Origin of the sequence: Pseudomonas umsongensis (assembly GCF_012647205.1) — a bacterium.
In the GTDB taxonomy this organism is placed as follows: domain Bacteria; phylum Pseudomonadota; class Gammaproteobacteria; order Pseudomonadales; family Pseudomonadaceae; genus Aquipseudomonas; species Aquipseudomonas umsongensis.
The window spans coordinates 3,765,372-3,791,312 of the sequence record NZ_CP051487.1 but is presented as its reverse complement, the minus strand read 5'-3'; the positions used below and the strand labels follow the sequence as shown (position 1 = coordinate 3,791,312).

General features: G+C 61.8%; 18 protein-coding genes. 10 read left to right on the top strand and 8 right to left on the bottom strand.

Annotation, left to right across the window (positions count from 1 at the left end; translation table 11 throughout):
• Positions 1-2: 2 nt before the first annotated feature.
• The 3 genes from cobN to HGP31_RS17055 all read left to right on the top strand — a co-directional run bounded on the left by cobN (position 3) and on the right by HGP31_RS17055 (position 5,585).
• A complete protein-coding gene (gene cobN, locus HGP31_RS17065) occupies positions 3-3,779 on the top strand; it encodes a cobaltochelatase subunit CobN (RefSeq protein WP_168758266.1) in 3,777 nt (1,258 codons plus the stop codon).
• 142 nt (positions 3,780-3,921) lie between these two features.
• Positions 3,922-4,920: a magnesium chelatase ATPase subunit I gene (locus tag HGP31_RS17060; RefSeq protein ID WP_020795437.1), complete on the top strand. Its 999-nt coding sequence runs from the start codon at positions 3,922-3,924 to the stop codon at positions 4,918-4,920.
• A 20-nt stretch (positions 4,921-4,940) separates the two neighbouring features.
• Complete coding sequence (locus HGP31_RS17055) at positions 4,941-5,585, top strand: VWA domain-containing protein (RefSeq protein ID WP_033043416.1); 645 nt, start codon at positions 4,941-4,943, stop codon at positions 5,583-5,585.
• 139 nt (positions 5,586-5,724) lie between these two features.
• On the opposite strand, the gene HGP31_RS17050 is transcribed toward HGP31_RS17055, so the two are convergent.
• Complete coding sequence (locus HGP31_RS17050) at positions 5,725-7,269, bottom strand: MFS transporter (protein ID WP_168758265.1); 1,545 nt, start codon at positions 7,267-7,269, stop codon at positions 5,725-5,727.
• Positions 7,270-7,372: 103 nt separating this feature from the next.
• Here HGP31_RS17050 and HGP31_RS17045 point away from each other — a divergent pair, with 103 nt between their 5' ends.
• From HGP31_RS17045 to HGP31_RS17020, 6 genes are all read left to right on the top strand, one after another.
• Positions 7,373-8,239, top strand: coding sequence for a LysR family transcriptional regulator (locus HGP31_RS17045; RefSeq protein WP_168758264.1), 867 nt, complete (start codon positions 7,373-7,375; stop codon positions 8,237-8,239).
• Positions 8,240-8,561: 322 nt separating this feature from the next.
• The gene (locus HGP31_RS17040; protein WP_020795433.1) at positions 8,562-10,121 is read left to right on the top strand and encodes a TerC family protein; all 1,560 of its coding nucleotides are present in this window, start codon (positions 8,562-8,564) and stop codon (positions 10,119-10,121) included.
• Positions 10,122-10,385: 264 nt separating this feature from the next.
• A complete protein-coding gene (locus HGP31_RS17035; protein WP_168758263.1) occupies positions 10,386-10,775 on the top strand; it encodes a RidA family protein in 390 nt (129 codons plus the stop codon).
• Between the two features lie 72 nt (positions 10,776-10,847).
• Positions 10,848-11,612, top strand: coding sequence for an IclR family transcriptional regulator (locus tag HGP31_RS17030; protein WP_020795431.1), 765 nt, complete (start codon positions 10,848-10,850; stop codon positions 11,610-11,612).
• Between the two features lie 39 nt (positions 11,613-11,651).
• The gene (locus HGP31_RS17025; RefSeq protein WP_020795430.1) at positions 11,652-12,869 is read left to right on the top strand and encodes an amino acid deaminase; all 1,218 of its coding nucleotides are present in this window, start codon (positions 11,652-11,654) and stop codon (positions 12,867-12,869) included.
• A 133-nt stretch (positions 12,870-13,002) separates the two neighbouring features.
• The gene (locus tag HGP31_RS17020; RefSeq protein ID WP_151141920.1) at positions 13,003-13,935 is read left to right on the top strand and encodes a sugar kinase; all 933 of its coding nucleotides are present in this window, start codon (positions 13,003-13,005) and stop codon (positions 13,933-13,935) included.
• Positions 13,936-14,039: 104 nt separating this feature from the next.
• On the opposite strand, the gene HGP31_RS17015 is transcribed toward HGP31_RS17020, so the two are convergent.
• On the bottom strand, positions 14,040-14,315 hold the full coding sequence (locus HGP31_RS17015) for a peptidylprolyl isomerase (protein ID WP_007933743.1): 276 nt from the start codon (positions 14,313-14,315) through the stop codon (positions 14,040-14,042).
• 55 nt (positions 14,316-14,370) lie between these two features.
• Positions 14,371-16,908: a PAS domain-containing hybrid sensor histidine kinase/response regulator gene (locus HGP31_RS17010; protein WP_168758262.1), complete on the bottom strand. Its 2,538-nt coding sequence runs from the start codon at positions 16,906-16,908 to the stop codon at positions 14,371-14,373.
• Between the two features lie 120 nt (positions 16,909-17,028).
• On the opposite strand from HGP31_RS17010, the gene HGP31_RS17005 reads away from it, so the two are divergent.
• Complete coding sequence (locus HGP31_RS17005; RefSeq protein ID WP_168758261.1) at positions 17,029-18,138, top strand: PilT/PilU family type 4a pilus ATPase; 1,110 nt, start codon at positions 17,029-17,031, stop codon at positions 18,136-18,138.
• Between the two features lie 121 nt (positions 18,139-18,259).
• On the opposite strand, the gene HGP31_RS17000 is transcribed toward HGP31_RS17005, so the two are convergent.
• The 5 genes from HGP31_RS17000 to HGP31_RS16980 form a co-directional block, all read right to left on the bottom strand.
• Entirely contained in the window at positions 18,260-20,215 is a 1,956-nt protein-coding gene (locus tag HGP31_RS17000) for an acetoacetate--CoA ligase (protein WP_168758260.1), read from the bottom strand.
• Between the two features lie 139 nt (positions 20,216-20,354).
• Positions 20,355-21,128: a 3-hydroxybutyrate dehydrogenase gene (gene hbdH, locus HGP31_RS16995; protein WP_033045670.1), complete on the bottom strand. Its 774-nt coding sequence runs from the start codon at positions 21,126-21,128 to the stop codon at positions 20,355-20,357.
• A gap of 7 nt (positions 21,129-21,135) precedes the next feature.
• Complete coding sequence (locus HGP31_RS16990) at positions 21,136-22,527, bottom strand: GntP family permease (protein WP_020795424.1); 1,392 nt, start codon at positions 22,525-22,527, stop codon at positions 21,136-21,138.
• Positions 22,528-22,810: 283 nt separating this feature from the next.
• Positions 22,811-24,226 carry a sigma-54 interaction domain-containing protein gene (locus HGP31_RS16985; protein ID WP_020795422.1) on the bottom strand — a complete coding sequence of 472 codons (1,416 nt, stop codon included), beginning with the start codon at positions 24,224-24,226 and terminating at the stop codon, positions 22,811-22,813.
• Between the two features lie 137 nt (positions 24,227-24,363).
• The gene (locus tag HGP31_RS16980; protein WP_020795421.1) at positions 24,364-25,941 is read right to left on the bottom strand and encodes an ABC transporter ATP-binding protein; all 1,578 of its coding nucleotides are present in this window, start codon (positions 25,939-25,941) and stop codon (positions 24,364-24,366) included.

Sequence of the window (25,941 nt, the reverse complement as noted above, 5' to 3'; positions counted from 1 at the left end):
CCATGCACCTGCTCAGGACCCAGCCCGGCGGATTCGTGTCGGACGACAACATTGCCGACCTAGGGCAAACCCCCGCCGAGCTGGTTATCCTGTGCAGCGGCGACTCCAGCCTGGCGTTGCTTGCCGAAGCGGCGCAGCAGTTGCCCGACGACTACCCAAGCGTGCGCCTGGCCAACCCGATGCAGGTGCAGAACCATGCATCAGTTGATCTGTATGTCGACGAAGTCCTGCGCCACGCCAAGGTCATCCTGATTTCGCTGCACGGCGGCATTGCCTATTGGCGCTATGGCGTCGAGCGGTTGGTGGAGTTGTCGCAGCGGGGTGTACAGCTGATCCTGGTGCCGGGCGATGATCGACCGGACCCGGAGCTCAGTGATCTGAGTACCGTGGGTGCCGGAGATCGCGACCGGCTGTGGCAATTCCTGCGTCAGGGTGGCATGGGCAATGCCCTCGACTTTTTCCGTTGCCTGGCCAATCGTTGGCTCGATCGCGACTACGTCTGGGCCGAGCCGCACACCTTGCCGCGTACGGCGATTTACCACCCACAAAAAAGCCCTGCGGCGCTGAACGACTGGCGGGCCCAGTGGCAGAGCGGTCAGCCACTGGCGGCGGTGCTGTTCTATCGCTCGCATTTGCAAGCCGCGAATACCGCTTTCATTGATGTTTTCTGTCAGCGCTTGCAGGCGGCGGGGCTTAATCCGTTGCCAATTGCGCTGGCCAGCCTGAAAGAGCCTGGCTGCCTTGCCGTGGTCGAGGACTGGCTGGATGAAGTCGAGGCGGGGGTGATTCTCAATACCACCGGTTTCGCCCAATCCAGTCCGGAGGCACCGCACTTGCGGCCATTTCGCCGCAATATCCCGGTGATCCAGGCCATTTGCGCCCAAGACAATGAACCGGGTTGGCGAGCCAGCGAACAAGGCCTCGGCCCCCGCGATCTGGCGATGCACATTGCGCTGCCGGAAATGGACGGGCGCATCATCAGTCGGCCGATCAGCTTCAAGGACCTGGCCTGGCGCAGCGAGCGCAGTCAGTCCGACGTGGTCTGCTATCGCGCTCAGCCAGAACGCATGGACTTTGTCGCGCAACTGGCGCGGCGCTGGATCGATCTGGCGCGGTTGCCCAATGGCGAAAAACGCATAGCGCTGATTCTGGCAAATTACCCGACCCGTGATGGTCGGATAGGCAACGGCGTCGGGCTCGATACACCGGCTGCGGCTTTGAATATCCTGCGTGCGCTGCATAAAGAAGGCTATCCGCTGCCAGCCGATCTGCCTGCCAGCGGCACCGCGTTGATCCAGCAATTGTTGGGCGGTGTCAGCAACGACCTCGAAACCCTCGATCAACGCCCGTGCCAGCAAAGCCTGGCCATGGACGATTACCTGCTGATGTTCAACGCGTTGCCGCAAGTCAATCGCCAGGCCGTGCTGGAGCGCTGGGGCGAGCCCGACAGTGATCCGATGTGTCGTGGCGGGCGGATGATGATCGCCGGGTTGCGCTTTGGCCTGACCTTCGTTGGCATCCAACCGGCGCGGGGTTACCAGGTCGATCCAAGTGCGGTGTATCACGACCCGGACCTGGTGCCGCCCCATGGCTACCTGGCGTTCTATTTCTGGTTGCGCAATACCTACGGCGCCCACGGCGTGATCCATGTGGGCAAGCACGGCAACCTGGAATGGCTGCCGGGCAAGGGCGTAGGGTTGTCGGAGCACTGCTGGCCGGATGCGCTGCTCGGGCCGTTGCCGAACATCTATCCGTTCATCGTCAACGACCCGGGTGAAGGCGCCCAGGCCAAGCGCCGCACGCAAGCGGTGATCATCGACCACCTGATGCCGCCACTGACCCGCGCCGAGACCTACGGCCCGCTGCGTAATCTCGAGTTGCTGGCCGACGAATACTACGAAGCGCAATTGCTCGATCCACGGCGAGCGCGGGAACTGCAGCGCGACATCCTGCAATTGGTCCGGGACACCCACATCGACCGCGAGCTGCAACTGGACGATCAGCTCGATAGCGATGCCGATGCGGCGATCTGGCTGCCGCGCCTGGACACTTACCTGTGCGACTTGAAAGAGTCGCAGATCCGCGATGGCTTGCATGTTTTTGGCGAGTCACCGGCCGGAAGGCTGCGCATCGATACGTTGCTGGCGCTGCTGCGCATTCCCCGGGGCGATGGCCGTGGCGCGCAATCGAGTGTGCTGCGGGCCTTGGCCAAGGCGTTCGCGCTGGGCTTCGACCCACTGGATTGCGCGCTGGCCGAGCCGTGGAGCGGACCGCGTCCCGGCGAATTATTGTCGGTCAGCGGTGAACCCTGGCGCACCACGGGCGATACCCGCGAACGCCTCGAACTGTTCGCCGCACAGCTTATTTCACAGGTGTTGAATGCCCCCTGTGAGAACCTCCCAAAGGAGGCTTGCTGGACTGAAGTGAACGCTATCCTCGAGCATTTGGGCGAAGTGGTAGCACCCAGGCTGGATGCCTGTGGCCCCGCAGAAATGCGTGGCCTACTCGACGCCCTCGGCGGCCGGTTCGTCCCGGCAGGCCCCAGTGGCGCGCCGAGTCGCGGTCGCCTGGACGTGCTGCCCACCGGGCGCAACTTCTATTCGGTGGACGTACGCAACCTGCCCACCACCACCGCGTGGCGCATCGGTTTCCAGTCCGCCAACCTGATTCTCGAACGTCACCTGCAAGACCATGGTGATCATTTGCGTCAGCTCGGCCTGTCGGTCTGGGGCACTGCGACCATGCGCACCGGCGGCGACGATATCGCCCAGGCCATGGCGTTGATGGGCGTGCGACCGGTTTGGGCCACCGGCAGTCAACGGGTGGACGACTTTGAAATTCTGCCGCTGAGCCTGCTTGATCGTCCGCGGGTGGACGTGACCTTGCGTGTATCGGGTTTCTTCCGCGATGCCTTCGCCAACCTGATCCGCCTGTTCGATGCGGCCGTGCAAGCGGTCGCCGCGCTCGATGAGCCGGATGACTTGAATCCGCTGGCAGCCAAGGTGCGCGCCGAGCGTGAAGCGCTGTTGCAATCGGGACTGGATGAAGACGCGGCACGGCGGCAGGCCGGCTGGCGCATTTTCGGTGCCAAGCCTGGTGCGTATGGCGCAGGCGTGCAGGGCGCCATCGATGGTCGCCTGTGGCAAAGCCGCGAGGACCTGGCCGAGGTTTACCTGAATTGGGGTGGCTACGCGTACGGCGGGTCTGATGAAGGTACGGTGGCCCGTGAGCAGTTTTCCCAGCGCCTGAGCCAGGTACAGGCGGTGCTGCAAAACCAGGATAACCGCGAGCACGACCTGCTCGATTCCAATGATTACTACCAATTCCAGGGTGGCATGCTGGCTGCCGTGGAAAGCCTGAGTGGCGAGGCGGCGGCCAGTTATCACGGCGATCACAGCCAGCCGGACCTGCCGAAGATCCGCACCCTGAAGGAAGAACTGAACCGGGTGATCCGCTCCCGGGCGGCCAATCCAAAGTGGATCGACGGGGTCAAGCGGCACGGCTACAAAGGCGCATTCGAAATGGCCGCGACGGTGGACAATCTGTTCGCCTTCGACGCCACCACGCGGTTGATCGACGATCACCAGTACGCGTTGCTGGCCGATGCCTATCTACTTGACCCGGGCACTCGGGATTTCGTACGCGAGCATAACCCCCATGCCTTGCGCGACATGACCGAGCGTTTGCTCGAAGCGCAACAGCGGGGGATGTGGAAAGAACCGGGTTCGTATCGCGAGGCCTTGGAAAATTTGCTGCTGGATATAGAAGAAGACAGCTAGTGCAATACCCCTGTGGGAGCGAGCCTGCTCGCGAAGAGGCCAGCACAATCAACATTATCGTTGACTGACAAACCGCTTTCGCGAGCAGGCTCGCTCCCACAGGGGAACGTGTATTGACCCCGACCATGACTGAGTACTGATAATGACCGACACCCCCCATTTCCCGCTTTCCGCCGTGGTCGGCGCCGACGATTTGAAACTCGCGCTGTATCTGACCGCCATCGACCCGAAAATCGGTGGTGTGCTGATCGAAGGCCCGCGTGGCATGGCCAAGTCGACCCTGGCCCGTGGTCTTGCGGACCTGCTGGCCAGCGGTCAATTCGTCACCTTGCCCCTGGGGGCAACTGAAGAGCGCCTGGTCGGCACCCTCGACCTCGACGCGGCCCTGAGTGAAGGTCGGGCGCAATTTTCCCCCGGCGTGCTGGCCAAGGCTGACGGCGGCGTGCTCTATGTCGATGAAGTGAATCTGCTGCCGGATCACCTCGTCGATCTGCTGCTCGATGTGGCGGCCAGCGGCACTAATCTGGTTGAACGTGATGGTATTTCCCATCGGCATTCGGCGAAGTTCGTGCTAATCGGCACCATGAACCCGGAAGAGGGCGAGTTGCGCCCGCAACTGCTCGATCGTTTTGGCTTGAACGTCGCCCTCAGTGGCCACACCGCACCGACCGAACGCGGACAAATCATTCGTCGACGCCTCGATTTCGACAGTGATCCACAACAGTTCTGCGCCGAATGGGAGAGCCAGCAGCAGTCGTTGCGTGAGCGTTGCCAAACAGCGCGCAGTGCATTGGCGAACATTCCCCTTGACGACGAAGCGTTGGCGCAGATCACCGAGCGTTGCTTTGCCGCCGGTGTCGATGGCTTGCGCGCCGACCTGGTCTGGTTGCGCGCGGCGCGTGCCCATGCTGCCTGGCGCGGTGCAACAGCCATTGGCGAAGAGGATATCGACGCGGTCGCCGAATTTGCCTTGCGCCATCGTCGTCGCGAGCACACGCCATCGGCACCACAATCCAACAATTCCCCATCCAGCCAACAGCCCAACCCGAGCGAAGGCCAGGGCCAATGGGGCGAGATGCCCGCTCAAGTGTTGCCGGTCGGCGCGCGGCGAGAGGTGCCGAGCTGGCCAAAAAAGCCCTAGGCATTCGCCCTCGATCGGACGTGGGGGCGAATGCCAGACCTCGTGCAGGACGCCTCGATCACGGTAAACAGGGTAAACGTCACGCGTCCCATGGCGGCTCGATCAATTGGCCAGGCACGTTACTCAACGGAAGGCCACGCCAGCGCCAGGATGTCTTGTTCCAGCAGCGCACGCGCGCGGCGCATGAGCTGTGGCTGGTGATTGTCGACGCGTCGGCTTCGACCCGCCGCCACCAGGCATTGAGTGATGCCAAGGGCCTGTTGGCGCAATTGTTCGACGATGCCTACCGCCAGCGCGCGCGCCTGGCATTACTGACGGCCAGCGGTGCAGCGCCGAAGTGGCAGGTGCAGGGACTGAAGGCATCCAGCGGTTTGCGCCATTGGCTCGACGGACTTGGTGCGGGCGGCGGTACGCCGTTGCTGGCGGCGCTGGGTGATGCGGCACTGTGGCTTGCCGCGCGGCAAAAGCGCTTGCCGGCCGAACAGCAGCGCTTGCTGGTGATAACCGATGGCCGTTTGAAAGAGTGGCCGTCGTTGCCCGCACTCGAGTGTCCGGGGCTGGTGATCGACATCGAACGCGGGCCGATTCGCCTTGGGCGCAGCAAGGTGTTGGCGGCGCAGTTGCAAACCGGATATCGGCATATCGACGAGCTTGTTCTGGGGTAGGTGCTGTGTCGCCCTTATGGGCCTCATCGCGGGCAAGCCCGCTCCCACAGGTGAAATCTGTGCCTCACCGGGATCATGTGGGAGCGAGCCTGCTCGCGAAGGCGGCTGTACATTCAAAGATGAAATCGCCAGGTACGCGTCATTCAAGCGCCAGGGCAGTGCGGGGCGCTGGAATCGGATTGCGCATCAGTGTCCCGACCACCAGTGCGCCCAGCAACCCCGCCAGGCCCGCGACCCAAAGCAACAAACTGAACCCACCCACGAACGCCTGTCGCGCCAGTGGCTCGACCAGCGGCCGCGCAACTTCCGGCAACAGACTCAGGGCCGCCGGCATGTCACCGGCCACCACCCGCGAGGCGACACCCTGGCTGTGTTCGAGCCATTGCCCGCCCTGTGCCGCCAGATGGTCGTGCAGCAGCCGTTCGCTGTGTCCCGACAGCAATGCGCCATACACACCGATCGCCAGCATCACCGCGCTGAAGCGCATGGTCGTACTCATGCCCGAGGCCATGCCGGTACGCTCCCGAGGCACACAGGCCATGATGTTTTTTTGCGTATCGCCGTTGAGCAGCCCGGCGCCGGCACCCGTGACTGCAATCGCCAGGGCGAAGGGCAGGTATCCGCCGCTGTTGACCGCCCAGGCGCTGAGCAAATTACCGCTGCCCACCAGGGTGAGTCCGATGGCCATCATGTTCGCCGGCGTCACGCGTCCCGCCAGGCGTGCACCGATGCGCGGGAAAATCAGCATGGTCACGGCAAACGGCAGCATGCCCAACCCTGCGCTGATGGCGGTAAAACCCAGGCCGTTCTGCAAGTAGAACGGCAGCATCGTCATCATCACCTGGGCGCACGCAGCATAGGAAAACATGCCGAGCAACGCGCCGATGAAACGCGGATGACGGAACAGTTGCAGGTCGATCATCGGCCGCTGTTGCACACGCTCGATCACCACGAACAAGCCGAGCAACAGGGCGCCACCCACCAGGCGGGCGTAAGTGACGGGGTTGTTCCAGCCGATGCGGTTGGCTTCGATCAGGCCCCAGATCAGGCACAGCAAACTGGCGCTGAAGGCCAGGCTGCCCCACGGATCGAGACGCGCGGCCTGGGCGTCGCGAGACTCCGGCACCGCGCGCCAGACCATGAGCATCAGGAACAGGCCGATCGGCAGGTTGAGGTAGAAAATCCAGCGCCAACCCACGTACTCGGTGATCAACCCGCCCAGGGTCGGCGCAGCCGTCATGGCCACGCCCATGCAACCGCCCCAGAACGCCCAGGCCTTGGCGCGTTCGGCTTCATCGTGGAAGGTATGGCCGATGGAAGCGAGTGCCGAGGTCAACAGCAGCGCCGCGCCGACGCCCTTGATCGCGCGCGCGATGTCGAGAAACAGCGCGTTCGGTGCGGCGCCGCAGCCGATCGAGGCCAGAATGAAGATGCCCAGCCCCCACATCAGGGTTTTTTGCCGGCCAAAACGGTCTGCCAAGCTGCCCGCGGGCAACAGCAACGCGGCGAAGGCCAGCATGTAGGCACTGACCACCCACTCAATGTCAGCGAAATTCGCCCCCAGATCCCGAGCGATGCTGGGCAAGGTAACGGCCACGATGTTGGTGTCCAGCACGATCAACGAGCACACTGCCGACGCGGTTAACAAGGTCAGGCGTGGGCTCACCTGGGGTTTGACGGACATGGCAGGGGTTCTCTACTGTGAAGTTCCGTGCAGCTTATCGCCGGCTGGCGACGCCTTTGTTAGGCGCGCAGCGTCACTTCATTACCTTTGAGCTAACGCACCGATGGATATTCGCCACTTTCGCTACTTCCTGGCTGTCGCCCGGCATCGCAACTTCACCCGCGCCGCCGAGCAGTTGGGCATCGCGCCGCCCACCTTGACCCGGCAAATCCAGGACATGGAAGCGGAGCTGGGCGCACGCCTGTTTCTGCGCCAGGTGCGGGACGTCAGCCTGACCGAGGCCGGGGCGGCGCTGGTGATCGAAGCTGAGGCCACAGTGCGCCAGTTCGAATCGGCGCAGCGCAACGCACAGCGTGCCGGGCGTGGTGATATCGGTCACATCGAACTGGGTTATGTCGCGTCGGCGGTGTATTCGGGGTTGCTGCAAAAGCAGGTGCAGGGTTTTGCAAGCCAGTACCCGGATGTCAGCCTCAATGTGCGGGAAAGTCCAATGGCGAGCCTGCCGAACATGATCCTTGAGGGACGGTTCGATCTGGGCTACATCCGTTGCCCGTTGACGTTGCCCGAGGGTGTCGAGAGTGTGCGCCTCAGTGATGAGGGCTTTGTTTTGGCACTGTCGGTGGACTCATGGCTGAATCGCTTGCCGGTCATCAACTCGGCGCATTTGCACAACGAAAACTTCATTCTTCCCGAGCAAGTCGTCGGTACGTTGCAAGTTGCCTCCCAGGGCGCGTTCGTGCCGAAACTGGGGGCGCAACCGGGTGGGTTGGTGGCAGTGATCGCCTTGGTTTCCCTGGGTCAGGGCGTGGCGGTGGTACCAGAGTCGGTGGTCGGCCATGTCAGTTTACCGAATGTGGTCTATAGCCAGATCAACGACTGCAACGCGTCGTCGTGGCTGGCGTTGATTCATCGCCGGTTCGAGAAATCCCCGGTGGTTGTGCGGTACATCGAACGTGTGAAGAACCGTTGAAAGCATCACGAGCAAGCGTGTTCCTGCAGTCAGCGGCGGCAATTCCCAGACCTGCTACAGATCTTGAAATGATTTCGGGCTGTAGGAATTGTCCATATCGACTGTACGATTCAAGTCCTTTTTCCTTTTCAGGACTTGCATGAACGCCCTTACGGAGCCCCCCAGTTATCCTTTCCCCTCGCGCCAACGCGCGGTCTTGCTGCACGCGAAACATCCGGTCTTCTGGCACCCCGATCTCCCTGTCATTGCATTTACCCGGCCTCTGCGCCGCGCCTTGCCGTGCCTGGCATTCTGAATTCACTGAATAGATCGAGACATTTACATGGAATGGTTAGCTGACCCCACCGCGTGGCTGGGCTTGTTGACGTTGATTGTGCTGGAGCTGGTACTGGGTATCGACAACCTGGTGTTCATTGCGATTTTGGCGGACAAATTGCCGCCGGAGCAGCGCGATCGCGCGCGTATCATCGGCCTGTCCCTGGCGTTGTTGATGCGCCTGGGCCTGCTGGCGAGTATTTCCTGGTTGGTGACCCTGACCCAGCCGCTGTTCGAGGTGTTCGACAAAAGCTTCTCGGGTCGAGACCTGATCATGCTGTTTGGTGGTGTGTTCCTGTTGTTCAAGGCGACCATGGAGCTGCACGAACGGCTCGAAGGCCATGTCGGCGAGCGCACTTCCAATACGGCTTACGCGTTGTTCTGGCCCATCGTGGCGCAGATCGTGGTGCTTGACGCGGTGTTCTCCCTTGACGCAGTGATTACCGCGGTGGGCATGGTCGATGAATTATCGGTGATGATGATCGCCGTGATCATTTCCATCGGCCTGATGATCGTCGCCAGCAAGCCGTTGACTCGCTTCGTCAACGCGCACCCTACGGTGATCATGCTGTGCCTGGGCTTTTTGATGATGATCGGTTTTGCCTTGACCGCCGAAGGCCTGGGCTTCCACATTCCCAAGGGCTATCTGTACGCGGCCATCGGCTTCTCGATCCTGATCGAGGTGTTCAACCAGATCGCCCGGTCGCGACGCAAACGCTCGATGCAGGGCCTGCGACCGATGCGTGAACGCACTGCGCACGCGGTAATGCGCATGCTCGGCGGGCGCAAATTGGCGGTGGAAGAAGTCGGTGAAGAAATCGCCGACATGCTCGACGACGGCGAAGGGCAGAGCGAAGAACTGTTCGACCGTCGTGAGCGGGTGATGATCAGCGGGGTATTGCAACTGGCCGAGCGGCCTATCCGCGGCTTGATGACCGTGCGTGCCGACGTCGATTACATCGACCTGTCCGACGACCCGCAGACCATTCGCACGCGTTTGATGCATTCGTCCTACTCGCGCCTGCCGCTGATTCGCGACGGCGCGGTGGATGAACCGCTGGGCTTCGTGCACAAGAAGGAACTGTTGAAGGATTTCCTGGCCGGCAACCAGCCTGATCTTGCCCACCTGGCGCGCCAGGCCGTCAACCTGCTGGACAGCTACTCGATCCTCAATGCCCTGGAGCAAATGCGCAAGGCCTCGACCCACATCGCGTTTGTGGTCAACGAATTCGGTGACTTCGTCGGCGTGCTGACCATGACCGACATCCTCGAGTCGATTGCCGGTGAGCTGCCCGACGCCAGCGAAATCGAAGGCCCGGACGTGATCGAGGAGAAGGACGGATTCGTGGTCAGTGGCGCGTTGAACCTGGCGCGTGTGCGTCAACGCACCGGATTCGCGGCACAACCGACCGAAGACTATCAAACCCTGGCCGGTCTGGTGGTGAGCCTGCTGGATCGACTGCCGATGATCGGTGACAGCCACGACTGGGACGGCTGGCGATTGACCGTCATGTCGGTAGAAGAGCGGCGGGTAACGCGGGTGTTCCTGGCGCGCACGTGTAATTGATTTTACCGCCAGCCTGAGGGCGCCTCGCGAGCAGGGAATCGCATCCCGACAGGGAGCGGACCTGCTCGCGAAGCGGCGTGCAGGGATTTTCTGATTTAGAACACTTTTCAATCTCCCCCTACTATTTCCTTCACGACCTGTGGCACACTTTCTGCCGCTTATTCCGCTATTGCAAACCGTATTCCGGTATAGCGGAATTAATTGGCCTTCGAGGTCTCGCAGAAGATCTCTGATCCTTCGGTTTTCAGTTCAGGAGAAACACCCATGAGCATTACTCGTTACGGCACCGGCAGCACCGCGGCGGGTGACCAGCCGCGTCCTTTTGCCCGCGCCGTTGAAGCCGATGGCTGGCTGCACGTCTCCGGGCAGGTGCCGGCGGTGGAGGGCGAGATCATTGTTGGCGGCATCGTCGAGCAGACGCACCAGACCATGAAGAACCTGGTCGCGATTCTCCAAGAGGCAGGTTATGGCCTGGAAGATGTGGTGCGTGTCGGCGTATGGCTGGAAGATCCGCGGGATTTCACCAGTTTCAACAAGGTCTTCTCCGAGTACTTCAAGCCTGAACACGCACCGGCCCGGGCCTGTGTGCAGGCGAACATGATGGTCGACTGCAAGGTCGAGATCGACTGCATCGCGTACAAGAAAAAGGCCTGAACTTGACACTGATCGTTCCCAGAGTGGGAACGATCAAAACCCCCCCGGCGAATTTGATTGGGAACCACTGACATGAGCGAAGACACCATCAAGCGCCGGGCACGCGGTCTGGACCGGGCGTTCGATATCCTCGATTTCCTCAAGGAGATCGGCCAGCCCCTGCGCCCGAACGACATCGCCAACGGCATCGGCAGTCCGAAATCCACGGTCTATGAGCTGGTGGCCTCGTTGCTGGAACGGCGCATCCTGGAACCGGTGGGCAAGGACGGTCACGTCTATCTCGGCCGCCAGCTGTACTTCCTTGGCCAAGCGCACCTGCGCCATTTTGACCTGACCCGCGAAGCCGATCGTGCCCTGCAGGACATCGTCAGCCAGACTCACGAAACGGCGCAGATGTGCTTGCTCAACGGGCGCAAATACACCGTGGCGTTGATGAAGGAGGGCCAGCGGCATTTTCGCATTTCCTCGGACATCGGCGAAAACGCGCCCATTCCCTGGACAGCGTCCGGACGCCTGTTGCTGGCGCACCTGAGTGACGAGGAAATCGTCGACCTGATCGACCACGACGACTTCATCCTGCCCAACGGCGAACGATTGCCGCTGGAACAGTTTCTCAAGGAAATCCGCCAAGCTGGCATCGACGGCTTTTTCTCCTTCGACAGCGTGGCCGACACCTTTACCCATTGCTTCGCCGCCCCGGTCAAAGGCCCTGATGGCGTGGCCATTGCCACCCTGTGCATCGTCGCTCCGCGGGCCGATGCCAAGACCCATTACAGCGATTACCGCCGGGTGCTGATCGATAGCGCCAACAACCTGGCTCGTCGCATCAACGATTAACAGCGGCTGCCCGCGGCCGCGACTGTGAGGAGTTCGACCATGTCTTCTGCCAAGAATATTGCCGCCGTTGAAAAGGGCTTTGCCCACACTGGCGCCCACCTGGTGCGTGACGTCAGCCTGCCCGCGCTGGTGCTGCATCGCGATGCGCTTGAACACAACATCCGTTGGATGCAGGCCTTTGTCAGCGACAGCGGCGCCGAGCTTGCGCCCCACGGCAAGACCAGCATGACCCCGGCGCTGTTCCGCCGGCAACTGGACGCCGGTGCCTGGGGCATTACCCTGGCGAGCGCCACGCAAACCCGCGCGGCCTATGCCCACGGCGTGCGCCGGGTGTTGATGGCCAACCAGTTGGTCGGCACCCCGAACATGGCGTTGATAGCCGATCTTCTGGCTGATCCGGGCTTCGACTTCTATTGCATGGTCGATCACCCGGACAACGTCGCCGACCTCGGCGCCTATTTCGCTTCACGGGGTGTGCGCCTGAACGTGATGATTGAGTACGGCGTGGTCGGCGGTCGTTGCGGTTGCCGCAGCGAACAGCAAGTGCTGGACCTGGCCAAGGCCATCGCCGCACAACCGGCCTTGGCGCTGACCGGGATCGAAGGGTACGAAGGGGTGATCCACGGCGATCACGCGGTGAGTGGCATCCGTGCATTCGCCGGCTCCCTGGTACGTCTGGCCGTGCAGTTGCAGGACAGCGGCGCCTTCGCGATTGCCAAGCCGATCATCACCGCTTCAGGTTCGGCCTGGTATGACTTGATCGCCGAAGAGTTCGAGGCGCAGAACGCTGGTGGGCGTTTCCTCAGCGTCTTGCGCCCCGGCAGCTATGTGGCGCACGACCATGGTATCTACAAGGAAGCGCAATGCTGCGTGCTCGACCGTCGCAGTGATCTGCATGAGGGCTTGCGTGCGGCGCTGGAGGTCTGGGCACATGTGCAGTCGTTGCCGGAGCCAGGCTTTGCAGTGATTGCCCTGGGCAAGCGTGACGTGGCTTATGACGCTGGCCTGCCGGTGCCGTTGCTGCGCTACCGGGCCGGTGTCATTCCGGCCAAGGGCGATGATGTGAGCGCTTGCAAGGTGACCGCCGTGATGGACCAGCACGCCTTCATGACCGTGCCGCCGGGGGTTGATTTGCGGGTGGGCGACATCATTTCGTTCGGCACTTCGCACCCGTGCCTGACGTTCGACAAGTGGCGCGTGGGTTGCCTGGTGGATGAGCAATTGAACGTTATCGAGACCATGGAAACCTGTTTCTAACCGGTTTGAGACCGCGGCGTGGCCTTCGCGAGCAGGCTCGCTCCCACAAGGGGAATGCATTCCAATGTGGGAGCGAGCCTGCTCGCGAAGGGGCCCTGACAGACAGCATCGCAATACCGGAGACCCCACACCCATGAACACCTTCAACACCCTGGGCCCCCACACCCCGCGCATCGCCCTGATCGGCGAATGCATGATCGAATTGCAACACCGCGCCGATGGCAGCCTGCAACAAAGCTTCGGCGGCGATACCTTGAACACGGCGGTCTACCTGTCCCGCGAACTGGGCACGGCGGGTTCGGTGGATTACGTCACGGCCCTGGGCGATGACAGTTTCAGCGATGCCATGTGCCAGAGCTGGGCTGCCGAAAACATTGGCCTGAGCAAGGTCCAGCGCTTGCCCGGTCGCTTACCGGGGCTGTATTGCATCCAGACTGACGCCGCCGGCGAGCGACGTTTTCTCTATTGGCGCAATGAAGCAGCGGTGCGCGATTGCTTCACCACCCCGGCCGCCGCGCCGATCCTGGCTGCGCTGCCGGATTACGACGTGTTGTACTTTAGCGGCATCACCCTCGCGGTATTGGGCGAGGGGCGGGAAAAATTGCTGGAAATCTTGATCGAGGCCCGCCAGCGCAATGCGCGGATCGTCTTCGACAACAACTACCGACCGCGTTTGTGGGCCTCGGTGGAGGAAGCGCGAGTGGCGTACCGCAAGGTGTTGCCCTATGTCGACCTGGCTCTGCTGACCGTCGATGACGAACAGGCGCTGTTCCATTTCGCCGATTGCCAGGCGGTGTTTGCAGCATACGAGCAGATCGGCACGCCTGAAGTGGTGCTCAAGCGCGGCGCCGAAGCCTGCCTGATTCGTTGTGGCGGCGAGTCATTCGAAGTGCCGGCGCAGAAAGTCGAGCGGGTGGTGGATACCACGGCGGCCGGGGATTCGTTCAGTGCGGCGTACCTGGCTGCGCGCCTCAAGGGCGCGAGCCCGGTCGAGGCGGCTGAGGCGGGGCATCGGTTGGCGGGTCGGGTGATTCAGGCGCCAGGGGCACTCATCCCCTTGGTTTGAACAAGAACTCTGTGTAGGAGCTGCCGCAGGCTGCGATCTTTTGATTTTGCTTTTAAAAACAAGATCAAAAGATCGCAGCCTGCGGCAGCTCCTACAGGTGGAGATCAATCCCGGTAAAACACCTGCACCAGGTGATACCCGAACTTGCTCTTGATCGGCCCATGCACCACCCGCAGCGGTTTCTTGAAGATCACCGCATCGATTGCACCGACCATCTGGCCCGGACGCACTTCACCCAGGTCGCCGCCGCGTTTGCCGGACGGGCAGGTGGAGTACTTCTTGGCCAGCACATCGAAGGCTTCGCCCTTGGCGATACGTTGCTTGAGTTGCTCGGCTTCTTCCGAGGTTTTCACCAGGATATGGCGGGCTTGAGCTTTCATGGGGCAGATACCTTGTTGCGGTCGTGACAGCCAGGGGGCGCGATTATGCCCCAACTCACTGCGGTTGACCGATCATCGTGCGAATCTTGTTGGCCAGCAGATCGATGGAAAACGGCTTGGCCACCATGTCCATGCCTTCTTCGAGAAAGCCCTGGCGTTCGGCGGCGTTTTGCGCGTAACCGGTCATGAACAGCACTTTCAGTTGCGGGCGATGCTGGCGCGCGATTTCCGCCAGTTGTCGCCCATTCATCCCGGGCAGCCCGACGTCGGTGACCAGCAGGTCGACGCGCAAGTCGGATTCGAGCAAGGGCAGGGCGGTCTTCGCGTCTTCGGCTTCATAGGCGTGATAACCCAACTCCTTGAGCAGATCGGTCACCAGCATGCGCACCGCCGGATCGTCTTCCACCAGCACCACCGTTTCGCCGGCAATCGCCGACGGTGCTTCGCTGATCACGGGCGACAGCACATCCTGTGGCTCGTTGCCTCGTAGTCGCGGCAAGTACAGGCGCACGCTGGTGCCCTGGCCCGGCAGGCTGGACAGGGTCACATGGCCGCCGGACTGCTGGGCGAAGCCGTAGATCATCGACAACCCCAGCCCGGTGCCCTGGCCGATGGGCTTGGTAGTGAAGAACGGGTCGAAGGCCTTGGCCAATACCTTGGGGGTCATGCCGGTGCCGTTGTCAGTGACGGCGATCATCAGGTAATCCCCGGCCTTGACCGGTTCCAGCGTGGTGATATCGCTGCCGTCGAGATAGACGTTGGCGGTTTCGATGCACAACTGGCCACCCTCGGGCATGGCGTCGCGGGCGTTGATCACCAGGTTGAGCAGGGCGTTTTCCAGTTGACTGACGTCGGTGCTGACCGGCCAGGCACCTTCGGTCAGCAGCAGCTTGAGTTCGATGTGGTCGCCTTTGGTGCGGCTGAGCAAGTCTTCCAGGGAGTGGATCAGGTCGTTGGCGTTCAGCGTCTTGCGATCCAGCGACTGACGCCTGGAGAACGCCAGCAGTCGATGGGTGAGGGCGGCGGCGCGGTTGGCCGAGGAAACCGCGGCCTCGGAGAAACGGTTGATTTCGGCGGCGCGGCCGTCGGCAATGTAGCGCTGCATCAAGTCCAGGCTGCCGATGATGCCAGTGAGCATGTTGTTGAAGTCATGGGCAATGCCGCCGGTGAGCTGGCCGAGCGCTTCCATCTTCTGCGCATGCCGCAGGGCTTCTTCGGCGCGCTCGCGTTCGAACATCTCGCTGAGCAGTTTTTCATTGGCCTCGGCCAATTGCCGGGTGCGCGCGCTCACCCGTTCCTCGAGGGTTTCGTTGAGGTTGCGCAGGGCTTCTTCGGTCTGTTTACGCTCGGTTTCGTCGATGACGAAGATATAGAAACCATTCACCGCGCCATCCGGGCCGTGACGCGGCAGGTAATTCATGAGTGCCTGGCGGATGCTACCGTCGCGGTGCGCCGTGCCGATGCTGAAGCAACACGCCTTGCCGCTCAGGGCCTGGGCAATGTGCTCGGCGCGCAACGCGTAGGCCTCATCGCCCAGCACTTCGCGAATGGTTCGGCCATAGAGTTCCTGGGGCGTCAAGCCATACCAGTCCAGGTAGGCGGCGTTGTTCAGGCGAAAGCGTTCCTCGCGGTCGACGTAGCTGATCAGGATCGGCATGGCATTGATGATCAACTGCAGCTCGGTCTGACTCTGGCGCAAGGCGTGCTCGGTGTTTTTGCGATCGGTCAGGTCAAGGGCGGCGCCGAGGAAACGGATCGGCCGTCCATGGTGATCCTTGTAGCAGCGTCCGCGGGCAAACACCCAGCGCAACTGGCCATCGGGTTGCAGCAGGCGGTACTCCTCGGCGTACTCGGTGCCGTGAGTGATGCAGTGCTTGATGCTGCGGGCGATCAGGGTGCGGTCTTCGGGGTGGACGCCATGCAGGTATTCGCTGATCGGCAACTGGCCAGACAGGGCCGGTTCGACGCCGTGCAATTGGGCGAAGTGGGCGTCGGCGATGAAGCGGTCCTCACTGATGTCCCAGTCCCAAGTGCCAACCGCGTCGGTGGCGGCGAGGGCCAGTTGCAGGCGTTCTTCGGTGTCTTGCTGGGCCTTGAGGCTCGCGGCGGAGCGTTGCTCCAGTTCGATGGCGATGCGCCGGCGCTCGTTGGTTTCGATGGCGGTGACCAGGATTCCGGCAACCTGGGCATTTTCGTCGCGGATGGGGCTGTAGGTCAGGTCAAGCCAGAAGTCGGAATCTGTACCGTCGCGCTGCAGGGTGAAGCGCTGTTCGCTGTAGGTTCGCACCTGGCCTTGTAGGACCGCGCTGTAAATTGGGTCAGTAAAGTCCTTTAATTCGGGCCAGATCAGGTGGGTTGGCTGTCCGAAAGCGTGCGGATGCTTGCTGCCGGCCAGCAGCGCGAAGCCGTCGTTGTAGATCTGCGTCAGTTGCGGCCCCCAGAGCAACAGCATCGGCATTGGCGAATGAATCACGATGTCCACGGCGGTTCGCAGGCTCTGTGGCCAGGTGCCAGCAGCGCCCAGGGGGCTGTTCGCCCAGTCGAGTCTGGCAATCAAGGCTTGGGCATCGCTGCCGGTGGGTGATGCGTTCATCAAGATGTCCTGCACAAAAGTCGGTGTGGCGGCGTCAACTATCCTTGCAGGGCAGTAGACGCTGGATGACCTGCTTCAGGTCATTTTTTAACATTGAATGCTTCGTAGGTGCTTTTTGCCATGGAAATCGACGCGTTGTTAAGACGCTTGGCCAGCCAGGATGGCTCCGATCTTTACCTGTCCACGGGGGCGCCTGCGAGTGCGCGGTTCAACGGTGTGCTCACCGCCCTGGCCCACCAACCGATCAAGCCGGGAGCAATCGCGACGATTGCGGCGTCCATCATGGACGCCGAACAGCGCCTTGAGTTCGATCGGGAACTGGAAATGAACCTGGCGATCTCCCTGGCGGGGATTGGACGCTTTCGAGTGAACATTTTCAAACAGCGTAACGATGTGTCAATGGTCGTGCGCAACGTCAAGCTCGACATTCCACGCTTTGAAGACCTCAAGCTGCCGCAGGTGTTGCTTGAAACGGTGATGCTCAAACAAGGGCTGATGCTATTCGTCGGCGCCACTGACTCGGGCAAGTCTACGTCGCTGGCAGCGTTGATCGACTACCGCAATCGCCACGCCAGCGGTCACATCGTCAGCATCGAAGACCCGATCGAGTACATCCACCGGCACCAGCGATCGATCATCAGCCAGCGCGAGGTCGGTGTCGACACCCGCAGTTTTCATGCCGCGTTGAAAAACACCCTGCGCCAGGCGCCGGACGTGGTGCTGATCGGCGAGATCCGTGACCGCGAAACCATGGAGCATGCCCTGGCGTTTGCCGATTCCGGGCATCTGGTGATCTCCACGTTGCATGCCCATAACGCCAGTCAGGCGCTTGACCGCATTATCAATTTTTTTCCCGAAGAGCGTCGGGGGCAACTGCTCAACGACCTGGGTAACAACCTCAAGGCGTTTGTGTCGCAGCGCCTGGTACATAGCGTTGATGGCCAGCGGCGTGCTGCGGTAGAGGTGATGCTGGGCACGCCAACCATTGGCGACCTGATCCGGCGTAACCAGTTTTCCGAGCTGAAAGGGGTGATGGAGAAGTCGGCGGAGATGGGGATGCAGACGTTTGACGGGGCGTTGTTCGAGTTGGTCGCAGCAGGTGTGGTCGACGAGGATGAAGCGTTGAAGCATGCAGATTCGGCGAACAATTTACGCTTGCGACTGAAGTTGCATGCCACCACAGCGCCAGGTTCTGCGCCATCGTCAGGCGACTGGGACTTGATGGATTGACCCATACCCCTGTAGGAGCGAGCATGCTCGCGATGGTCGTTAACGATAACGCTGGAAGCCTGATACCCCGCGGCGCTCTCAGGTTCATCGCGAGCATGCTCGCTCCTACAGGGGGCGGTGCTCAGTCCTGGAGTTCGGGGCGATCGCGGAATTGCTCGAGCGCCTCGGGATTGGCCAGCGCATCGGTGTTTTTCACCTTCTGCCCATGCACCACATTACGCACCGCCAATTCGACGATTTTGCCGCTGATGGTGCGGGGAATGTCGGTCACCGCGACAATCTTCGCCGGCACATGACGTGGCGTGGTGTTGGCGCGAATGACCTGGCGGATCTGCTGCTGCAGCGCGTCATCCAGTTCCACGCCCTCGCGCAAGCGCACGAACAGCACCACCCGCACGTCGTCCTGCCATTGCTGACCGATGGCGACGCTGTCGAGCACCTGCGGGACTTTCTCCACTTGCCGATAGATTTCCGCCGTGCCGATGCGCACGCCACCGGGATTGAGCACCGCGTCGGAGCGCCCATGGATCATCATCGCGCCGTGGGGCAGTTGTTCGGCGTAGTCGCCCTGGGCCCAGACACCGGGAAATTGACTGAAGTAGGAGGCCTTGAGCTTTTCGCCATTTGGGTCGTTCCACAGGCCGATCGGCATCGCCGGGAAGTGCCGCGTACACACCAGTTCGCCCTTTTCGCCGATGACCGCCCGGCCCTCGTCGTTCCACACTTCCACGGCCATGCCCAGGCTCTTGCCCTGTATTTCGCCACGGCGCACCGGCTGCCAGGGGTTGCCGTTGACAAAACACGAGACGATGTCGGTGCCACCCGACATCGAGGCCAGGCACAGGTCGGCCTTGAAATCGCGATAGACATAGTCGTAGCTCTGCGGCGACAGCGCAGAGCCGGTGCAGAGCAAGGTCTTGAGGCTGCCCAGGTCATGGCTTTGCCCAGGCTTCACGCCGCTGCTTTGCAGAGTGGCGAGGTACTTGGGGCTGGTGCCGAATACGGTGATGCGCTCGTCGTCGATCAGGTCGATCAAGCGTTCGGCATTCGGATGGAATGGCGACCCATCGTACAGCACCACGGCACTGCCTACCGCAAGGGCCGAGACCAGCCAGTTCCACATCATCCAGCCGCAGGTGGTGTAGTAGAACAAGCGATCGCCCGGGCCGAGGTCGCAGTGCAGGCCGTGTTCCTTGACGTGTTGCAGCAGTACGCCGCCGGTGCTGTGGATGATGCACTTGGGCACGCCGGTGGTGCCGCTGGAGTAGAGGATGTACAGCGGATGGTCGAAGGGCACGGCGACGAAATCAGGATTGCCACCCGGGTCATAGAAATCATCCCAGAGCGTCACATTGGCCTGGGTACGGAAATCTTCGATGCGTGTTCCGGGGAGTGCGTAAGGCACGATCACCAGTTGCTGCAATGACGGCAGGCGTTCGAGGATTTCGTTGACCTTGGCGCGCTGGTCGATCTCCTTGCCGGCATAACGATAGCCAGCGCAGGTGACCAGCACTTTCGGTTCGATCTGGCCGAAGCGGTCGATCACCCCTTGGGTGCCGAAGTCGGGCGACGAACAGGACCAGATTGCCCCCAGGCTGGTGGTGGCGAGCATGGCCACCAGGGTTTGCCAGGTGTTGGGCATGCAGGCCGCCACCCGGTCGCCAAGGCCGACACCGGCCGCAATCAAGCCCTTCTGAAAGCCTGCGACATGCTCCGCCAATTCGGCCCAGGTCAAGTGTTCGCGCTGGCCGTTTTCAGCCACGGCCACGACGGCTACGGCATCGTCGCGTCGACTGAGCAGGTGTTCAGCGAAATTCAGGGTGGCGCCGGGGAACCACTGGGCGCTGGGCATTTGTCGGCCTTCCAGTAGCACCGCGTCGGGTTGCTCATGGAAGCGGATGTCGAAGAAGTCGACGATGGCCTGCCAGAAATCCGGGCGCTGGTCGATCGACCATTGATGCAGGGCGGGGTAGTCGTCGATGTGCAGGTGGTGCCGTTGATTGACGAAGCGCCGAAAGGCCTCCATGCGAGTCTTGCCGATGCGTTCGGCGGTGGGTTGCCATAGTACTTCGGACATGATTTGCCTCTTATTGTCGTCAGATCGTTCCCACGCGCCGCGAAGGGGTGCCTCAGCGGACGCTCCGCGTTCGGCTCTTGGGACGCAGAGCGTCCCGGGCTGCATTCCCACGCAGAGCGTGGGAGCGATCAATCTGTGGTTACTGCGCCAACCACCCACCATCGATATTCCACGCCGCGCCACGTACCTGGGTGCCAGCCTCGCTGCACAGGAACAGCACCAGTTCACCCAGTTGCGGCGGTGTTACGAACTCCAGCGACGGCTGTTTCTCGGCCAGCAGGTCATGCTGCGCCTGCTGTGGGTCGATGCCCTTGGCGGCGCGATCGTCTATCTGCTTTTGCACCAGTGGTGTCAGCACCCAGCCCGGGCAAATCGCGTTGCAGGTGATGTTGCTGGTGGCCGTTTCCAGGGCGACCACTTTGGTCAGGCCGATCACGCCATGCTTGGCGGCGACATAAGCGGCTTTGCCCGTCGAACCCACCAGGCCATGCACCGAGGCGATGTTGATCACTCGGCCCCAGCCCTTGGCGCGCATGCCCGGCAGGCTCAGGCGGGTGCTGTGAAACACCGATGACAGGTTGATGGCGATGATCGAGTCCCAGCGTTCCACCGGAAACTCGTCTACCGGCGCCACATGCTGGATGCCGGCGTTGTTGACCAGAATATCGACGCCGCCGAATTCGCGCTCGGCGTAGGCGATCATGTCGGCGATCTGCGCCGGGTCGCTGACGTCGGCGGGATGATGGCCAACCTTGCCGCCGAACTGTTCAACCTCGGCAATCACTTTGGATGCATCGCCAAATCCGTTGAGGATCAGATTGGCGCCAGCCTTGGCCAGGCTCAGGGCAATGCCCAGGCCAATGCCGCTGGTGGAACCGGTAACCAGTGCGGTCTTGCCTGAAAGAGTCGTCATCAATGCCTCACACAATGCCAGTGGCGTAGAAAGTGCCGATCACTACGAAAACCGCCAGGGTCTTGATCAGCGTAATACAGAAAATGTCTTTGTAGGCTTCGCGGTGGGTCAGGCCAGTCACCGCCAGCAAGGTAATCACCGCGCCGTTGTGTGGCAGCGTGTCCATGCCGCCGCTGGCCATCGCCGCCACCCGGTGCAGGACTTCCAGCGGGATGTTGGCGGCATGGGCCGCTGCGATGAAGTCATTGGCCATGGCCGCCAGCGCAATGCTCATGCCGCCGGACGCCGAGCCCGTGATGCCCGCCAGCAGGGTCACGGTGATCGCTTCGTTGACCAGCGGGTCAGGGATGCTTTTGAGCCAGTCGGCCAGGACCAGAAAGCCTGGCAGCGATGCTATTACCGCACCAAAACCGTATTCAGACGCTGTGTTCATTGCTGCCAGTAATGAACCGCTGACTGCACTTCTGCTGCCTTCGGCCAACTTGCCGCGAATCGCCTGGAAGCCGAACACCAGCACCACGATGATGCCGACCAGCAGTGCAGCCTGAACGGCCCAGATCGCCGTTAGCTTGGCGATTTCGGTGGTCACCGGCGCAGCCATGCCCGGCAGCGCGAGACTGTGGGTCTTGCCGTACCACTGTGGAATCCACTGGGTAAACAGCAGGTTCATGATGCCCACGGCCAGCAGCGGCGACAGGGCGATCCACGGATTGGGGAGTTTGATGTCGGCAGCGGTTTCCGGCTCATTGCGCAGGTCGGTGCCGTAGCCTTCGCCGCTAAGCTGAGCCTTGTTACGCTGGCGCTGCAGAAACAGCATGCCGGCGCAGACCACGAAGATCGACCCGATCAAACCCAGCCATGGCGCGGCCCAGGCGGTGGTGTTGAAGAAGGTGCTGGGGATAATGTTCTGGATTTGCGGGGTGCCGGGCAGGGCGTCCATGGTGAATGAAAAGGCGCCGAGGGCGATGGTCGCCGGGATCAGGCGTTTGGGAATGTTGCTCTGGCGGAACATTTCCGCGGCAAACGGATAGACCGCGAACACCACCACGAACAGCGAGACGCCGCCGTACGTCAGCAGGGCGCAGACCAGCACGATCACGAGCATCGCCTGGCGGGTGCCGAGCAAGCGAATCGCCGCCGCGACGATCGAGCGCGAGAAGCCGGACAACTCGATGAGTTTGCCGAACACCGCGCCGAGCAGGAATACCGGGAAATACAGTTTGATGAAACCGACCATTTTTTCCATGAACACCCCGGTGAAGGCGGGGGCGACGGCGGAAGGATCGGTGAGCAGGACGGCGCCGAGGGCGGCAATCGGGGCAAATAGGATAACGCTGTAGCCACGGTAAGCAGCCAGCATCAGCAGCGTGAGGGCTGCCAAGGCAATGATCACACTCATGGTGTGTCTCCTGGATTGTTATTTTTGTATGGGTGAAACGTTGTAGGAGACGGCTTTAGCGAGTTTCGTGCCATGTGGGTAAGTTGTTGAAATATAAGGATATAATTTTGTGCGAAGTGGCGATTAAGTGCTTGCTGTCTCTATTTGGAGACTTTTTGTGCCTGAAAAGATCGCAGCCTGCGGCAGCTCCTACAGGGAAACGCTGGAAACCCATGTAGGAGCTGCCGCAGGCTGCGATCTTTTGATCTGAAAATTACATCTACAAATAGAGATTTATGTCTCTCTATTGAGACTCCGCAATCCCCAACGCCACCATCTTCTTGTACAAGGTCGACCTTCCCAGCCCTAACCGCGCCGCCGCCTCGATCACCTTGCCCCCGCATTGCGCCAGGGCCGCTTCAATCAATTGCCGGTCAAAGCGCTCGCGCGCCGCACTGAACGTCTCATGCTCCTGCGGTTCGATGGCCAACGGCGCCACGCGCTGAACTGGCGTAAAAGTCCCGATCGCCGCGCGGATATCCGCCTCCGTCAGGCGCAGGTCGTCGCTGAGCAATGCCGCCCGCTCCAGCACGTTGCGCAGTTCGCGAATGTTGCCCGGCCAGGCGTGTTGGCCCAGGAGCGCCAGCGCATCGCTGTTCAGTTCGTGCTGGCTGCGCAGTTCTTCAAGGATCGCTTCGCTCAGGGCAGGCAGGTCGTCGAGCCGCTCGCGTAGCGGTGGCACCTGGATCGGCAGGACGTTGAGGCGGTAGTAGAGGTCGGCGCGAAACTCGCCACGCTTGATCGCCGCTTCCAGGTCGGTCGAAGTCGCGGCGATCACTCGCACATCGCTCTGGATCACCTCGTTGGAACCGACCGGTTCGAATTCCTTTTCCTGCAACACCCGCAGCAGTTTGCTTTGCAGCGGCAACGGCATGTCGCCGATTTCATCGAGAAACAGCGTGCCGCCCTGGGCGATCTGCAGTTTGCCGGCGCGGCCTTTGCGGTCGGCGCCGGTATAGGCGCCAGGCGCAGTGCCGAAGAATTCGGCTTCGAGCAGTGCTTCGGGGATCGCCGCACTGTTGATGCTGACGAACGCCTTGTGGGCTCGCGGCGATGCATTATGGATCGCCTGTGCCAGCAATTCCTTGCCGGTGCCGGTCTCGCCGAGCAGCAACACCGGCGAGTCGGTGCTGGCGCTGCGCCGGGCGCGGCGCTTGACTTCCAGGCTGGCGGCGCTGGTGCCGATGAAGTGGGCGAAGTTGTAGCGGGTCTGTCGCGCCCGCAGCAGCGAACGCGTGGAAGCAAGCTCTTGCTGCATGCTCATGTAGCGCTTGAGCATCGGCGACAGGCTGCGCAATTCGTCGAACAAGGCGAAGCCGATGGCACCGATCACCTCGCCGGCATCGTCATGAATCGGCAGGCGCATGACCACCAGCGGTTCCTTGGGGGTGTCCTGCATGTCGAGCAGAATCGGTCGACCGGTGCGCACCACCTCGCGCAACAGGCTGCCGGGGATGACGCTTTCGCAGGCCTTGCCAATGGCGTCTTCAGCCGATGGCAGGCCGAAACGCTTGGCATAGCGTTCGTTCATCCAGACGATGTTGGCGTCGCTGTCGACGATCACCGTGCCTTCACTTGACTGCTCGATGATCTCGAACAGCGAGCGAATCGCCAGCAGGCGCACGCGCTGGTAGTCCTTGAGGCTTTCGGTGGTGTTCATGAGGGCTGATCCTGATTGTGTGTTGCCTGTGTCGGCCCCTTCGCGAGCAGGCTCGCTCCCACACTTGGTCTGTGTGTTTCACAAATACCCTGTGGGAGCGAGCCTGCTCGCGAAGGCCGCGACGCGGTCTGGCCGGATTATGCCTGCCCCACATGCGCCGCCGCCAACAGCTCTTTGGTGTAGGGGTGCTGCGGTGAATCGAACACGTCGTGGCTGGCGCCGCGTTCGACCACCTTGCCGTCCTTGATCACGATCATGTCGTGGGCCAGGGCGCGCACCACCGCCAGGTCATGGCTGATGAATAGGTAGGTCAGCCCGTGCTTTTCCTGAAGTTGACGCAGCAGGGCGACCACCTGCTTTTGCACGGTGCGATCCAGCGCCGAGGTGGGCTCGTCCAACAGGATCAGCGCGGGTTTGAGCACCAGCGCCCGGGCGATGGCGATGCGCTGGCGCTGACCGCCGGAGAACTCGTGGGGGTAGCGATGCCGGCTTTGTGGGTCCAGCCCGACTTCCTGCAGCGCCCGGATCACCTCGGCGTTGCATTGTTCGGTGCTCAACTGGCTATGCACTTCCAGGCCTTCGCTGATGATCTGTGCCACGGACATGCGCGGGCTGAGACTGCCAAACGGATCCTGGAATACCACCTGCATTTCCTTGCGCCATGGCCGCAACTGCTTCTGCGTCAGGCCATCGAGCGCCTGGCCCTGGAAGTGAATAGCGCCTTCGGAGTCCAGCAGGCGCAGGATCGCCTGGCCGAGGGTGGACTTGCCGGAGCCCGACTCGCCGACGATGCCCAGGGTCTTGCCGCGCTGGATGCTCAGGCTGATGCCGTCCACGGCCTTGAGGTAAGTCTTGCGTTGGAACAGTCCGCCACCAACGGCAAATTGCACCCGCAGGTCGTGCACTTCCAGGACTTTTTCGCGTTCGTCCCGGGGCAGGGCTTCGCCTTCGGGCTCGGCGTTGAGCAACAGGCAGCTGTAAGGGTGTTTCGGTGCGGTGAACATCGTCTCGCAGTTGGCTTGCTCGACAATTTCCCCGGCTTTCATCACGCAGACGCGCTGGGCAATGCTGCGCACCAGATTGAGATCGTGGCTGATCAGCAACAGCGACATGCCCAGTCGCTGTTGCAGCGACTTGAGTAGCAACAGGATCTTGCGCTGCACTGTCACGTCCAGCGCCGTGGTCGGCTCATCGGCGATCAGCAATTCCGGTTCGCAGGCCAGGGCCATGGCAATCATCACCCGCTGGCGCTGGCCACCGGATAGCTGATGGGGGTAAGACTTGAGCCGCTCCTGGGGTTTCTGGATGCCCACCAGGTGCAACAACTCGAGGATCCGTGCTTGCGCCGCCTTGCCGGCCAGGCCCTTGTGCACCAGCAAGGTTTCGCCGATCTGCTTCTCGATGCTGTGCAACGGGTTCAGGGAGGTCATCGGCTCCTGGAAGATCATCGCGATGCGATTGCCCCGCAGTTCGCGCAATTTGCGCGTATCGGCGCCCACCAGTTCCTGGCCACGATAGCGGATGCTGCCGGTGGTCTCGGTGCCGCATTCGGGCAGCAACTGCAGGATCGAGTGCGCCGTCACCGACTTGCCCGAACCCGACTCTCCCACCAGTGCCAGGCATTCGCCGGGGCGGATGTCCAGGCACAGGTCGCGCACCACCGTCTGGCCGTTGAAGGCGACGCTGAGGTCACGGATTTCGATCAGGTTGGTCAT